Origin of the sequence: Tenacibaculum xiamenense (assembly GCF_964513065.1) — a bacterium.
Classification (GTDB): Bacteria; Bacteroidota; Bacteroidia; order Flavobacteriales; family Flavobacteriaceae; genus Polaribacter; species Polaribacter xiamenense.
The window spans coordinates 228,812-244,249 of the sequence record NZ_CAZEQU010000005.1 but is presented as its reverse complement, the minus strand read 5'-3'; the positions used below and the strand labels follow the sequence as shown (position 1 = coordinate 244,249).

The following is a 15,438-nucleotide window of genomic DNA, read 5'->3' as shown; positions in this document are numbered from 1 at the left end:
TAGTGTATCCATAAGTCAAAAAACAAAAGCAGAATGAAATACGGATATACTATAGTTTATGTTGAAAATGTTAAAGAGACTATTGAGTTCTACAAAAAGGCATTTGGCTTTCAGGAGAAATTCGTAACGCCAGAAAATGATTATGGAGAATTGATTTCAGGAGAAACAACAATTGCTTTCGGTTCAATTGAATTAGGTAGTTCCAACTTTAAAAATGGATTTATACAGGCTAACAATGGTGAAAAACCTTTAGGAGTAGAGATGGCATTTGTGAGTGAAAATATTGAATCGGACTTTAAAAGAGCCCTTGAAATGGGAGCAATCGAATTTGAACCTTTAACTGAAAAACCTTGGGGACAAAAAGTTGGTTATGTAAGAGATAACAACGGGTTTCTAATCGAAATATGCACACCTGTTAAAATGAATTAGTAAGTTTTAAATAAAAAACACGTACTATAATTATTTACTTTTTCGAAGAGTAAATTCTTGTAGTGAAAATATCTATTGAGCTCACTTCATTAGCTCCCAACTACAGTGTATAAATATGCAACGGAATGAGTAGTAAAACGAGCTTTTTATTCTTCTATTTTTCTAACAAACCTCGCAGGACTTCCTACCCATAATTCGCCACTAGGAATATCCTTTGTTACAATACTTCCAGCACCGATCATAGCTTTTTCTCCGATTACAACACCTCCTAAAATTGTGCAATTCGCTCCAATTGAAGCTCCATTCTTCACTGTTATTTTCTGGTAACTCTCTTTATATTCCTTTGATCTTGGATATTTATCATTTGTAAATGTAACGTTCGGCCCCACAAACACATCATTCTCCAACGTTATCCCATCCCACAGAAAAACACCATTTTTTATCGTTACGTTATCTCCTAATCGAACATTATTCTCTATAAATGTGTGAGAACCTATGTTACAGTTTTGTCCAATATAAACCTCAGTCATAATAACACTATACTGCCATACTCTTGTTCTTGAACCAATATGAGGTGTATTAACATCTGCTAATGAGTGTATAAAAAAACTGTCTTCATTTTTTTCAATCATAATTAATTATATAAATAAGTTAAAAAAAACTGCTCGGATCTTCATCCGAGCAGTTCTGTTACTCTCTAACTTATGGTTAGATTTTTTCTTGTTGTTATTTTCCTTTTACTTTTACGAAAGTTTTAGAATATGTTGACTTATCAGTTTTTACTTCTAAAATATATACTCCTTCTTGCATTTGATTAACTGATATATCTCTAGATAGTTTACCTGTTTGAATAACCGCTCCAGTAACATTTACAATTTTATAAGTTCCATTTAATTCTCTCTCTGGAATTTTAAGACTTAAAGCTCCTTGTACTGGATTAGGATAAATCATTAAATCATCAATTACTTGAGTTGTTGGCACAAACTTTTCTACGAATGATTCATTAGCACTTTCTCCCACACAAAAATTCTTAGTTTCAGAACTTGCAAATTGCCCTCCTGAAGCCAATACTGCTCCTGTGCTACTTGAAAGTGTATAAGAACCACTTCCATACGCACAGCAAATACCATCTCCATAAGAATCTTTAAATGTTAAACTATAGCAACCATTAGATAATGTGATAGTTTTTGTTACTTTAGGTTTATCTGCGTTCGAATAAGTTCCACCAGATGATACTATTGACCCAGCGCTATTCTTTATTTCCCAAGTTGTTTCTCCTGGATAGTTATCCAATACAATTTCTAAAGTAACAGTAGAGTTTCCTCCTCCGCCACCAGAACCATTGGTAGATAAGCCTAATTTATCTATTGCCATATCTCCTTGCCAAGTAGATCCTGTAGTTCCGTTAAACCTTAATTTAACTTGACTTCCAGCATAACTATTTAAGTTTACCGAAGCAGATGACCAAGAATTACCTTGATTCCCCGACTTTTGCCATACGCTTGTCCAGGTAGCTCCTTTATCAGTACTAGCTTCAAGTTTTAAGTTACCCATACCAGAAGCTCCATACATATGATAATCAAATGTAAATGAAGCACTTGTTACTTGACTTAAATCAAAACATGGAGAAGTTACGATTGCTGATTTCGAAGGGTAATTTGGTGAAGATGACTCTACATATAAATAATAAGACCCAGCATTAGCCGATGATGGTCCTGTATTTCTTGATGGAGTTGATCCTGAACGTGTTGCCCAATTAAAATCATCTGAGGTACTTTGTTTCCAACTACCTAAAGTATTTTCGAAACTCTGGCTGTACGGGAAAGATGACACTGTGCTTTCACATTTCGGATCTCCTCCGCCACCGCCACCGCCGCCTCCAGAGTTGTCAACTCCGTTTGCTGGCATGTCGTTACCGATAGCACTAATTAAATTATCACATCTACCGTAAGAACCATTTGGACATCCTCCTGTATTGTGAATTGCAATAACTAAGTTAGAATTATAATCTAATACAGGTGATCCTGAACTTCCTCCTTCAGTATCTGCATAATATCTTACTTGCTGACCTGATCCTGATGAACTTTGGTAAACTCTCGAAAATCCACCAGCGGTTGCATCCGTATCAGTTTTAACAGAAATCTCTTTTCTTCTTCCTCCTGGATGTTGAGGAATATAAATTCTATCTCCTGCAGCAGGCACCGCAGAACTTAAACTTAAATATCCATAAGTGTTCGTTGGATTCGTTGGTAACTTTACCAAGGTATAGTCTAATGTAGAATTTGTTTTAATAAACGTTGCTGATTGTGCTACTACATCTTGTTGAGCTAAAGTACTTCCAGTACAGCCTTGATGTTGATAGTTAAAAATATAATCAGTATTCTGAGCTCTTGAAGCTGTACCAATACAGTGGTTATTTGTCATTAAGTGACCTTCACTTCCTAACAACCATCCAGTACAAAGAGAACTACCTCCGATTAATAAACGACAAACAGCTTTCCCTTTATCAAACATTGTTGTTCCTTGATAACAAGCAATACGCTCTTTGTTATCCGATCCACAAATTGATCTTGTTTGTCCAGCTAAAGTTGCCTCTATTTTTTCTTCGCTATAACCATAGGCTACTTTGCCTATTTCAAATCCTTTATAACGTTCAGCAGCTCCTGACGAATAAAGTTTTAAAACTACTTTATCATCAAAAAGTACTTTCGACCAGAAATCACTAATCATAGTCATTTGATCATCTACAATTTTCCCTTTACCACCATATATTATAGTTTCCTTTGAGTTACTTCCTGTAATCTCAACATAGTCTCCAGGTGCTAAATCAAAATTCTTAAAATAAAGTTTGATGTAAGATGAATTTTTTGAATAAAATTCTTTCTGATAAACAAGCTCTGTTCCCGATTTGTTGGAATTTGCTCTTTTAAATCTTTGGTAAGTTTTGGTTACTTTAATATCGGAGTCAAACTCATCTCCGATCTTAAAAATTTTCTGAGCGCTTGTAGTTGTAGCGCACAAAAAAACCATGGCCATTATGACCACTTTGAAAAAGTGATTTTTCATTTTTAGAAGGGTATTATTGGTTAATATTTAACAGCTAAATTATTAATAATCAATCTATATTACAAGATTAATGTTAAAATTTAGATAATTTTCTACGAAAAACTCACTAAACCCTACAATAATCCTACCATTAGTTAAGTTATTATTTATTAACCTCTTACACTTTTTAATTATTTTCGTTTTTAATATCCTTAAAAACCCATTCCAACATAGGATCACTTCCTGATGTATAACTTTTCCAATCATAATGAATTACCTTGTCTGGTTGTACTCCTTCAATAAAAGTATCTTGGAATCGAAACAACCTTTTTGAATATGTAATTACCAACTTAGAGTTTGGTAATGTAAATTGCCCCATGTCTTGGTAACCAGTTGGATTAGACCCTGTTGGTTCACCGACAATTTTAGCATTAAGCATTTGTCTATATTGTGAAGCATTACTTGTTGCCGCTGAGAAAGTAACCTTGTCTGTTAAAACATACACTCCATTTTTCCAGTCAATGCTATCTGCCAAGTTTAAGTAATATGCCAAAAATGTTCCAACAAAAAAATCTCCTCCCCCATTGTTTCTCAAATCAATAATTAATCGTTTGGTTCTGTTTTTTTGAATGTGCCCCAAAACACTAGCTCCAAAAGTTTTCATTTCATCAAATGACGGATAGCTTTCAAACTTTATATACACCGCGGAAAGAGACTCTAAAGAAGTAAACCAAAGAAAATCGTGCTTAGCATTATCTGGTTGCTTCAAAGCCCCTTCTTTTCTTTCTAATTTTTCCTTTTCTCTTTTTCGATAATCATTACTTTCAACGACTTCAATAACAGCTTCAAACTCTTCATTATAATCATTCAAAAAGGAAAATTCCGCCTTTTGAGAATTATCAATTACGCCTAGATTGAATAATAATTCTGAAATTGTCATGTATTGACCCGTTCGTATTATTTTGGAATGTCTGTTTTCTACAAATTGTGCTACCTCTGAAACTCTTTTGGCTACCTCTTCAACATTCATCCCTTGAATTTTAAGCAACCTTTTACCTAACAAATGTTTGTACTTTGAAATAGCTTTTACAACCCTCCATTCTCCATTTACCGGATATAATTCGAAAGGAAAAACATGTTTTTTGATAGTTCTAAGTGAAACGGAAGTGTGACCATCTCCTATCTTTCTTGTTAAACGCATTAAGTCGATAATCACATCGATTTGATTCTTCTTGTGCAGCTTTTGTTTTATTGAAGACAACTCTTTCTCAAATTCAACTTTAGATATTTTGTTATAAAGATCAATATGTTTTTCTTCTAAGTTTTTATGATAAACGTCAATATCTGTTGACCAATCACTAACCACTTTCGATTGTGGAAACACGGAAAATTGAACTGTGATAAACAGTACTGCTAACATTGACAAACTCTTTACGATCTCTTTAATCATTATTAATTCTTTTAAGTTTACGACTGCAAACCTATGGAGATGTAAGAGTTAAGAGGTGTAGAAATGTTAGATCCTAACAAAATAACACCTATAAAACCTGTTTTTTGAATTCATTGGGTGTTAGTCCTGTTTGCTTTTTGAATGTATTATAAAAAGTAGACTTCGAATTAAACCCGACTTCCAAACCAACAGAAACTAAGCTATAGTTTTTAAACTCTGAGTTCCTCAATAAACGTTTTGCTTCCTCTACTCGATAATAATTAATGATTGCCGTAAGGTTTTTATACTCAGTTTTACTTAAAACCTGAGATAAATATCCAGGACTAATGTTAAGCATTTCGGCAACCTTTTCTCTATTTAATTGCGCATTTAAATATATTTTCTGCGTAGTAAGTAGATTGAGAAGTTTATCCAAATAATCATTCGTTCCTTTCGATTCTAAGTTAGATGCTTTTGTGTTCTCTAAAAACTTTCGGATTTCAAACTTTTCATTGGAAAACTTGAATTTATACAACCCGATGTATATCATCCAATAAATAACAACACTAAAAGCAACCCATAAATATGTATGGGATTTTCGTTCATTTGTATAAAACCTTCCTAATTCTAAAACGGCGCCATACGAATCTATGAAGAAAAAAAGTCCCCAAAATATCTTTACCCATAAGAAATGAGCTTTCGTTTTTTTCAAGAAAATCATTCCAAAAGAAACCAATAACAAGGATAATGAGTAAATTATCGATAAAAAACTTATTATTTTATAGAATATATGAATCGTTTCTTCAGTAAGAAAAGAAATATTTATCCATCCATAAAGATTCTGAAATGTTACTATTATGTTAAAAAGTGATAAGATAATAAATGGCATATAAAACCATTTAAATGAATTTTTTAAAGATTTGCTTTTTGTTACCAGAAGAAAGTATTTGAACAGCGTTGTTGGATATAAAAACTGCCATAAAAAAAGATCGAAAAAACGTACCAGAAGAGGATTTTTACCAATATCCCAAAACCAATTATTAATTCCAACAATTGCCAGTATTACAAGGGAAATCCCTAAATAAAAATTCGCTTTACTTCTAAGTAATTTAGATGATAAAACTACTACTCCGAGTAAGAAGCTATGAATAATAGAAATAAGTGTGAAAATTTGTAAAAACGATAGGTTCATATAACTTTTCCAGTCAATTTAGAGATACTCTTTTAGATCAAAAAAACTAATACGCAAAGTAAAAACTTTCTCCTAATTAAAGATATTTTTCATTTAAAAATGTAATGAGCCCCCGTTTTATACGTCCAAAAAGGTATCAAAGATTCAAAAACTGAAAAATTATGCGAAAAATAATTACAATCTGCCTTTTTCTTTTCATAGGCGTCCAAACACAGGCTCAAACAGATGTTTTTGATGCCTTATTAAAGACATATGTTGACAACGAAGGAAATGTTGATTATGTTGGTTTACGTAAAAACAAAGCGGTTTTAAATATCTATTTAAAACACCTTGAAAAGACCATTCCAGGTAAAAGGTGGTCTTCGAACAAATCGAAAGCATTTTGGATAAATGTATACAATGCTTATACTATTAAATTAATCTTAGACAGCTACCCTCTGAAAAAGATTACCGCTATTAAAAGAAAAGGAAGAAATGCATGGAAAATACCTTTTGCTAAAGTTGGTAACGAAACATATTCATTAGATTATATTGAACATAAAATTTTACGCAGATGGCATGACGACCCTAGAATTCATGTTGGAATAAATGCAGCTTCGAAATCTGGACCTAAATTTGTGAATTTCGCTTTTACGGAAGCCAATATCGACAAGAAATTAGAAGGGTTAATGAGTGATTTTATTAATGACACAACTAAAAATAAAATTTCACTTGACAAAGTTGAAGTTTCGAAAATATTTGAATGGTACCAAGAGGATTTTACTTTAAAAATTTCACTTGTTGACTACTTAAACAAATACTCTAAAATAAAGGCTAATGATAATGCACAAGTTGTTTATTTAGATTACGACTGGACATTAAATGAAAAATAAAGACAACGTTAAATAATGCTTATTACTACATTGTCTAGAAGGTAGGGGATTAGATTTATTCTAATCCTCTTTTTTTTGAACAGAAAACAACATAAGTTCTTCATCATCATTTGGAAGATTGACATATTTTTTAAAGGTCAATCCTAACTTTTTCAGTAGTCCTTGAGAAGCTACATTTTCCTTTACAGTCACTCCTGATACTTTTGAAATTCCAAAATCGGTAAAAGCCATTTCCATAATTTTCTGCGAAGCCTCGTAAGCATAACCTTTACCTTCATAACCAGGTAAAAAAGCAAAACCGACATCTACTCCTTCAACTCCTTCCCGATCATACAAACCACAGCTTCCGATTTTAACACCATCTTCCTTTCTTATTACAATATAGTTACCATAGCCTAACCTTTCACTTTGAGGCAGCATTCTCTCCTTAATATATTGAGTTGCATCTTCAAGGTTATGAACATTCCTATCCCCTATATATTGCTTCCATTTGGGTGTATTTAATAATTCTAAAACAAAAGAGGCATCATCGAGATCTGTTAGTTTTAGTGTTAATCTTTCAGTATCTAATATTGGGTAGCTTTTCATTTATTTAATCAATTAAATATGTCCTTAAATTTAAAAAACCCATATCAATTGATATGGGTTTTTTAATTCAAATATGTTAAAAGTTAATATATACCTAGAAAAATATATTATAACTCTAATGCCTTGGTTGGATTGTTATCCATTAATAACTCAACTGGGTTTTCTAAAGCTTCTTTTACAGCCACTAAGAATCCAACAGACTCACGTCCGTCAATAATTCTGTGATCATAAGATAATGCTACATACATAATTGGTCTAATAACAACTTGACCATCTTCCGCTACTGGACGATTTACAATGTTGTGCATTCCTAAAATTCCACTCTGAGGAGGGTTGATAATAGGAGTTGATAACATAGAACCAAATACTCCACCATTTGTAATAGTAAAAGTACCACCAGTCATTTCATCAACAGTAATTTGACCGTCTCTTGCTCTTAAAGCTAAACGCTTTACTTCGCTTTCAACACCTCTAAAAGAAAGGTTTTCTGCATTTCTAATTACAGGAACCATTAATCCTTTAGGTCCAGAAACTGCGATAGAGATATCTTGGAAATCGTGAGATATTTTGAAATCCCCATCAATCATTGAGTTTACATCTGGATACATTCTTAAAGCTCTTACCACAGCTAAAGTGAAGAATGACATAAATCCTAAACTAACTCCGTGTTTTGCTTTAAATGTTTCTTTATATTCTTTACGTAAATCGAATATTGGCTGCATGTTAACTTCGTTAAATGTAGTTAACATTGCTGTTTCATTTTTTACAGATACTAAACGCTGTGCCACTTTTCTACGTAACATAGAAAGTTTTTTACGCTCAGTTGTACGAGTACCATTTCCTGGAGTTCCCATTGAAGGAACCGCATTAACAGCGTCTTCCTTGGTTACTCTACCATCTTTTCCAGTTCCTTTTACATCAGAAGCACTCATTCCTTTTTCTGCTAATACTTTCTTAGCGGCTGGAGAAGCCGTACCTGTTGCATAGGTTTCTTTTGCTGGTTCAGCCTTTGGAGCCTCTTTCTTTTCTTCTTTTGCTGGTTCAACCTTTGCTGCAGAAGCCCCTTCTGGTTTTGGAGCATCCATATCAATTAAACAAACTACAGCCCCAACTTCAACAGCGTCTCCCTCTTCAGCTTTTAAGGTGATTATTCCACTTTCCTCGGCAGGTAACTCTAACGTTGCTTTGTCAGAATCAACTTCGGCAATTGGTTGATCTTTTTCAACATAATCACCATCTTCAACTAACCATGTTGCTATTTCTACTTCGGTAATTGATTCCCCCGGAGAAGGAACTTTCATTTCTAAAACCATCAGTTCTAAATTTTATATCTGAATTTATTTTTTTGTTTATTTTTTTGTTAACTCTCTGAATGCATCAACATCCAAGTCAAACACTTTTGCCATCACAGTATCTTGACGACGTTCGTAACGCTTTTTAGATCCAGCGGCTGGTGCCGAACGGTAATTTCTTGAAACACATTCTAAACGTGCCAATTCAAAACGCTCTAACATATGCGCCCAAGCTCCCATGTTCTTAGGTTCTTCTTGAGCCCAAACATAACGCTCTACATTTGGATACTTATCCATGATCTCTTTGATCTTCTCAGTATGCAATGGGAATAACTGCTCAATTCTAATTAAGGCAACATCATTTCTGTTCAGTAATTCTCTCTTTTGTTCAAGATCATAGTAGAATTTCCCTGTACAGAACACCATTTTCTTTACATTTTCAGGAGCAATGGTGTCGTCGATCACTTCTTGGAAACCTCCAGAAGCTAATTCTTCCATGGTACTTACAGCTTTCGGTAAACGTAATAAGCTTTTTGGTGTAAATACAATTAAAGGCTTTCTGAAATCACGCTTCATCTGTCTACGTAAAATATGATAGATGTTTGCTGGAGTAGAACAGTTTGCTATTGTCCAGTTATCTTTACCACATGATTGTAAGAAACGTTCAATTCTTGCAGAAGAGTGCTCAGGTCCTTGACCTTCATAACCATGAGGTAATAACATTACCAATCCATTTTGAAGTTTCCACTTATCTTCAGCCGAAGATATGTACTGATCAAACATAATTTGTGCTCCATTGGCAAAATCTCCAAACTGAGCTTCCCAAATAGTTAAGGTATTTGGAGCTGCCATTGCATATCCATAATCAAAACCAAGAACTCCGTATTCTGATAAATGAGAATTATAAATGGTCATTTCCCCTTTATTATTCGCATTTGTATTTAAAAGGTTGATTCTTTCTTCTGAAACCTCATCTCTCATGATAGCATGACGATGTGAAAATGTTCCTCTTTCAACATCCTCTCCTGAGATTCTTACATCATAACCTTCCTCTAATAAAGTACCATAAGCCAAGTTTTCTGCAGTTCCCCAATCTAATTGGTTTGTTTCAAAAACTCTTTTTGCTCTGTCCTTTAATATTCTATTTGCTTTTCTAACAAACTTAACGCCTTCAGGAGCTGTAGAAATAACTTTCGCAATTCCTTTTAACTTTTCAAGATCATAAGATGTATCAACAGGTTGAAGCATTGCTTCTAGGTGCTTTCTTATAAATCCTTCCCAAACCTCAGGCATAAATTCATTTACGCGTGATGACTCTTGTTTTTTAGACTCTTGGAATTCCGATTCAAGCATTCCTTTAAAGTCAGTTGTCATTTGATCAACATATGAATCATCCAGTTTTCCTTCTGCTTTTAATTTTTCAGCATAAATTACTTTTGGATTCTGATGTTTTGCAATTGCCTTATATAAATTAGGTTGTGTAAATGTTGGTTCATCACCTTCGTTATGACCGTACTTTCTATACCCTAACAAGTCTATGAATACGTCACGTTTGAATTTCATTCTGAATTCAACCGCTAATTGCATTGCATGACAAACTGCTTCAGCATCATCAGCATTCACATGAAGTACAGGAGATAATGTAACTTTAGCTACATCAGTACAATACGTACTTGAACGCGCATCTAAGTAATTTGTAGTAAATCCTACTTGGTTATTTACGACTACGTGAATTGTACCTCCAGTTTTATACCCATTTAATTGAGCCATTTGAACCACCTCGTATACAATTCCTTGTCCTGCTATTGCAGCATCACCATGAACTAAAATAGGGAGAATTTTTCCACTATCACCTTCATAATCGTTATCGATTTTAGCTCTAACAATACCTTCTACAACCGCATCCACTGTTTCTAAGTGAGATGGGTTAGGTACCAAGTTCATTTTTATTTCCTGACCTTCTTTATAAGTCTTGCTTAAAGTCAGCCCTAGGTGATACTTTACATCACCATCAATATCTTGATCTTCAAAATCCTTCCCTTCAAACTCACTAAATAAGTCTCTTACTGGCTTTCTGAAGATATTTACCAATGTATTTAAACGTCCTCTGTGCGCCATTCCTAGCACACATTCTTTAACTCCGTACGATTCAGCAGCATCTTTCAGCGCCATACTAATACCAGGAATTAAAGTTTCACCTCCTTCTAAAGAGAAACGCTTTTGCCCAACATACTTTGTTTGTAAAAAGTTTTCAAACCCTACTGCCTGATTTAACTTAGAAAGAATATATTTCTTCGTTTCATCATTATATTTAGGATGGTTATCATTTTGATTTAAACGATTTTGCCACCATTTTAGCTCCTCAGGATTTCGTAAAAACATATATTCAACCCCTATACTATCACAATAAATAGTTTGTAAGTGTTGAATGATTTCTGCTAATGTTTTGGCTCCTATTCCTAAAATTTCACCTGCACGGAAAACAGTAGATAAGTCGTTCTTTGAAAGCCCAAAATTTTCAATATCTAAGGTCGGAGTATATTTTCTCCTCTCTCTTACTGGGTTTGTTTTGGTAAATAAATGTCCTCTTGTTCGGTATCCATTTATTAAATCGATTACTAAAAATTCCTTACGAACCTCTTCAGGAACTTCAAATGAATTCTCATCTGTTTCCAAATAATCTTCACTTGCAAAATCATATCCTTGGAAAAAACTTCTCCAACTTGGTTCTACCGCATCAGGATTTCTTTGATATTGGTCGTACAAATCACCTATAAAACCTGTGTGTACTGCGTTTAAGAACGAAAACTTGTCCATATTGTATGTTATACTTTTCTTTTTTTAGAAGAATTCAATTAAACTTCAATGTTATAAACGAATTCTAAGAATAATGGCTACAAAAGTACAACTTTTAGTAAAAACTAAGATTCTTTTTAATCTTAATTTAACAAGGTATTCCTCCTATTTTTTTTGACCAAAACACAATTAAGTCAAATTTTATATTGATTTAAATTATTGATTTTCAAAACACACTAAAAAACATTGTGTTTTTTATTCATTTTTATTTGCAGATAAATAAAAATCTCTTAAATTTGCACTCGCATTTGAAAACAATATAGTTTTTAAATTCCTCCTTAGCTCAGTTGGTTAGAGCATCTGACTGTTAATCAGAGGGTCCTTGGTTCGAGCCCAAGAGGAGGAGCAGAAGGCAACTTGGAAGCCGATAATTTCCAAATTTTACATATATTTGTTCATCAAAGAACATTCCTCTTTAGCTCAGTTGGTTAGAGCATCTGACTGTTAATCAGAGGGTCCTTGGTTCGAGCCCAAGAAGAGGAGCAAAAAACACCACTAAACAGTGGTGTTTTTTTATTTACTTCGTTTTACAATTTACCTTATTCAATTTGTCAGCTTTCATTTACCCCAACGACTCATCCACCATGTTTATCTTAAATCAATATATTCATGAAAAATTTATCGCTAATAATTTTATTTATGTCATTACTATCATGTAGTAAAAATGATATAACCGAAGAAAAAGTGTATACCGATAAAATTATCGGTGAATGGAAACTCACTCATATAACTGTTAACGGAGAAAACCATACAAACAGGTGCAACACCAAAGGTGTGGTTCACTTTAAATCTGATAAGTCCTTATCTTCAGAATTTTTTGGTTCGGTTAGAGGAGCATGTACTTCAGCTGGGATAAAAAATGGCTATTGGAAAAACGAAAACAATAGTTATTCTATTAATTTTAATGATGTTTTCCCTAAACCAACGACAGAGGTATCACTTTTTGATAACGATACAAAGCTTTTAGTTATGGAAGAAATTGAGCCTAATACAATTGTTATCAGAACATTCATCAAGCTATAATTTAAAACACATTGCAATATATCAATCATTTGGACTAAACACTTTTGAAAGATATAGGTAATATACCTTCACCACATAACTTAGTTTAACGTTACCATTGACTCAAAAAAGTATTTCTGAAATATTTCAACCTTTAAATAAAAGATTAAACATCGTCTACTAGAACATAACTAACAACTTAAAACGAATTAAACCTTTTATAAGGTCACTAGAAAGTGAATTCATTAATATTTCAAAAGGGTTGGTTTTGTTACCAATGCTAGAAACTCTGCCAAGGAATATTTTCTGCACACAAAGAAACATAACCAGCCCAATGGTAACTTAAAAAATAAATATCTTTAGCAACCAACATATCAAAATGTATAAACAATAACAGGAAAAGAAACCTACTACAATGAATAAAGACGGAAAAATCGGAATTTATTTTTTAAAAGAAATATGGAGTCAACATAACGATTTAAAACATTCTCGTGAACCAAGTAAACAAATTAAATGGAATTATATTAATGCTGTATTTAATACTTTAAGAATAGGTAGCGAACCCACCATAAAATACTTGATGACTTCATCAAAATCTTTTGATGACTTTGAATCTTGGATAGAACAAAACGGTACAATTTCTAAAAGAGCAATAAACCATTTCAACAGTATTATTGAAAACGAAAAAGTTTATAAGAACTCGATAAAAGAAGAGGTTTTAACCCATAAAGAAATCGAACACTGGAATAAAGAAGGCTTTGTAATTTTAAAAAATGCCATTTCGAAAGAAGATTGTGAGAAAACTGTAGACTTCATTTGTAATCAAATTGATGCAGATCTAAAAGACAAGTCATCTTGGTATCGTTCTCATCCATTGAAACAAGGAATCATGGTCCAACTTTTCAATCATGAGATTCTGGAAAAAAATCGATACTCGAATAAAATAAGATTAGCTTTTGAACAATTATGGAATAAGAAAAATTTAATTGCAAGCATGGATAGAGTCAGTTTTAACCCTCCTGAAACCGATTATTATAAGTTTCAAGGACCAAATTTACATTGGGATGTCAGTTTAAAACAACCAATACCCTTTGGAATTCAAGGTTTGTTATACCTGACTGACACATCCGAAGATCAAGGAGCTTTTACTGTAATTCCAGGCTTTCATAACTCTATTACCAGTTGGTTAGACTCTTTAAATGACGATCCGAGGGACACAAACTTATTAGATTCTTTCAAGGAAAAACCTATATCTGCAAATGCTGGAGATTTTATTTTTTGGAATCATTGCTTACCTCATGGGAGCAGAAGAAACCTTGCTGAATTGCCTAGAATAGTTCAATATATCAACTATCAACCTATAGATTTTGAGTATCAACAGGAATGGATTTAAAAAACACCGCTAAACAGTGGTGTTTTTTTCATTTTACACTCATACTTTTCTTTTAAATTTTAACGCTACCTCTTTTTCATTAGAACCTTATAGTACTATTAACAAAAGATTGTGATTCTAGGTTATTCTGTTTTTTTTAATTTGTTCACATCTAAATAAAAAGTTAGAAAACTATCTATTAAGTCATAACTCACTATTGCAACTTTGGAAAATAAGACTACAAGAATTGCATCAATCGATATATTAAGAGGATTGGTTATGTTAATAATGTTGGTTGATCATGCCAGAGAACACTTTTTCTCTCATCAACATGTTATTGATCCTATGAATATTCAAGAAACCAATCCTAGTTTATTTTTTACTCGACTATCTGCTCACCTATGCGCTCCTATCTTTGTTTTTTTAACAGGGTTATCTGCTTGGCTCTATTCTAATCCTAAAGGAAAACCATCAAGATCAGCAACTAGTTTCTTATTAAAGCGAGGACTATTCTTACTACTTTTAGAGGTTACACTAGTGAATTTCTCTTGGTCTGCCTCATATAACACCTTATACTTACAAGTTATATGGGCTATAGGCATTAGTATGATTTCCCTAGCTTTTTTTAGTAAACTTCCAAGGGTTTGGATTGGCGTAATAGGACTATTAATTGTATTCGGGCATAATCTTTTAACTCCAATTACTTTTACAAATACCGAATTTGGATACAACCTATGGACTATATTACATGACCGCGGATATTTGTTTATTGAAGGATTTATAAAAACCAGAGTTTCCTATCCAGTACTTCCCTGGATAGGTGTTATATTATTAGGCTACTTCACAGGCCCTATATACAATTATAATCGAGTTCAAAAAAACAGAAAGAAACTATTACTTTATATAGGTTTATCTCTTTTAGCTCTTCTAATATTGTTGAGAGGATTTAATATTTATGGAGAAACTTTACCATGGAAACAACAGAATTCAATCCTACAATCTACCATGTCATTTTTAAATTACACAAAGTATCCTCCCTCTCTTGATTTCCTACTTCTTACTTTAGGAATTGGTTTTCTACTATTATCTTATTTTGAAACCATTTCAAACAAATTCGCCAAAATTTTAAAAGTATATGGTTCAGCACCTATGTTTTTCTATTTGGTCCACCTCTACACTCTTTTAATAGTGCACGGAATCTTAATGTTCACCCTTAACAATGGAGAGATCATAAAGCTAAATCATATTTATCAACTATGGTTGGTATCCGCAGTTATCGCCTTTTTACTTTATTTTCCAACAAAAAAGTTTGGAGATTACAAACGTCAAAGCACTTCAAAACTAATCAAGTATTTTTAGTG

Annotated in this window: 12 protein-coding genes and 2 tRNA genes; 7 read left to right on the top strand and 7 right to left on the bottom strand. The window is 33.0% G+C overall.

The window, feature by feature from the left end; all coding sequences use genetic code 11:
- Window positions 1–33: 33 nt before the first annotated feature.
- Window positions 34–429 (top strand): VOC family protein, encoded by a 396-nt coding sequence (locus tag ACKTTV_RS01450; RefSeq protein WP_408029022.1) that lies wholly within the window; start codon window positions 34–36, stop codon window positions 427–429.
- A gap of 146 nt (window positions 430–575) precedes the next feature.
- On the opposite strand, the gene ACKTTV_RS01445 is transcribed toward ACKTTV_RS01450, so the two are convergent.
- The 4 genes from ACKTTV_RS01445 to ACKTTV_RS01430 form a co-directional block, all read right to left on the bottom strand.
- Window positions 576–1,061, bottom strand: coding sequence for an acyltransferase (locus ACKTTV_RS01445; RefSeq protein WP_408029021.1), 486 nt, complete (start codon window positions 1,059–1,061; stop codon window positions 576–578).
- Between the two features lie 94 nt (window positions 1,062–1,155).
- Window positions 1,156–3,495, bottom strand: coding sequence for a trypsin-like peptidase domain-containing protein (locus tag ACKTTV_RS01440; RefSeq protein WP_408029020.1), 2,340 nt, complete (start codon window positions 3,493–3,495; stop codon window positions 1,156–1,158).
- 166 nt (window positions 3,496–3,661) lie between these two features.
- Window positions 3,662–4,924 (bottom strand): S41 family peptidase, encoded by a 1,263-nt coding sequence (locus ACKTTV_RS01435; RefSeq protein ID WP_408029019.1) that lies wholly within the window; start codon window positions 4,922–4,924, stop codon window positions 3,662–3,664.
- A gap of 88 nt (window positions 4,925–5,012) precedes the next feature.
- Window positions 5,013–5,792, bottom strand: coding sequence for a helix-turn-helix domain-containing protein (locus tag ACKTTV_RS01430; RefSeq protein ID WP_408029018.1), 780 nt, complete (start codon window positions 5,790–5,792; stop codon window positions 5,013–5,015).
- Window positions 5,793–6,256: 464 nt separating this feature from the next.
- On the opposite strand from ACKTTV_RS01430, the gene ACKTTV_RS01425 reads away from it, so the two are divergent.
- Entirely contained in the window at window positions 6,257–6,967 is a 711-nt protein-coding gene (locus ACKTTV_RS01425) for a DUF547 domain-containing protein (protein ID WP_408029017.1), read from the top strand.
- A gap of 60 nt (window positions 6,968–7,027) precedes the next feature.
- On the opposite strand, the gene ACKTTV_RS01420 is transcribed toward ACKTTV_RS01425, so the two are convergent.
- The 3 genes from ACKTTV_RS01420 to ACKTTV_RS01410 form a co-directional block, all read right to left on the bottom strand.
- Window positions 7,028–7,555 carry a GNAT family N-acetyltransferase gene (locus tag ACKTTV_RS01420; RefSeq protein ID WP_408029016.1) on the bottom strand — a complete coding sequence of 176 codons (528 nt, stop codon included), beginning with the start codon at window positions 7,553–7,555 and terminating at the stop codon, window positions 7,028–7,030.
- 107 nt (window positions 7,556–7,662) lie between these two features.
- Complete coding sequence (gene odhB / locus ACKTTV_RS01415; RefSeq protein ID WP_408029015.1) at window positions 7,663–8,868, bottom strand: 2-oxoglutarate dehydrogenase complex dihydrolipoyllysine-residue succinyltransferase; 1,206 nt, start codon at window positions 8,866–8,868, stop codon at window positions 7,663–7,665.
- Window positions 8,869–8,904: 36 nt separating this feature from the next.
- On the bottom strand, window positions 8,905–11,664 hold the full coding sequence (locus ACKTTV_RS01410; RefSeq protein ID WP_408029014.1) for a 2-oxoglutarate dehydrogenase E1 component: 2,760 nt from the start codon (window positions 11,662–11,664) through the stop codon (window positions 8,905–8,907).
- A gap of 311 nt (window positions 11,665–11,975) precedes the next feature.
- On the opposite strand from ACKTTV_RS01410, the gene ACKTTV_RS01405 reads away from it, so the two are divergent.
- From ACKTTV_RS01405 to ACKTTV_RS01385, 5 genes are all read left to right on the top strand, one after another.
- Window positions 11,976–12,049 (top strand) — tRNA-Asn (locus ACKTTV_RS01405).
- A 63-nt stretch (window positions 12,050–12,112) separates the two neighbouring features.
- Window positions 12,113–12,186: transfer RNA gene (locus tag ACKTTV_RS01400), tRNA-Asn, on the top strand.
- Window positions 12,187–12,342: 156 nt separating this feature from the next.
- Complete coding sequence (locus ACKTTV_RS01395) at window positions 12,343–12,726, top strand: lipocalin-like domain-containing protein (protein WP_408029013.1); 384 nt, start codon at window positions 12,343–12,345, stop codon at window positions 12,724–12,726.
- Window positions 12,727–13,120: 394 nt separating this feature from the next.
- Entirely contained in the window at window positions 13,121–14,098 is a 978-nt protein-coding gene (locus tag ACKTTV_RS01390) for a phytanoyl-CoA dioxygenase family protein (protein WP_408029012.1), read from the top strand.
- A 204-nt stretch (window positions 14,099–14,302) separates the two neighbouring features.
- Window positions 14,303–15,436, top strand: a complete 1,134-nt coding sequence (locus tag ACKTTV_RS01385; protein WP_408029011.1) for a DUF1624 domain-containing protein — start codon at window positions 14,303–14,305, stop codon at window positions 15,434–15,436.
- Window positions 15,437–15,438: the final 2 nt, after the last annotated feature.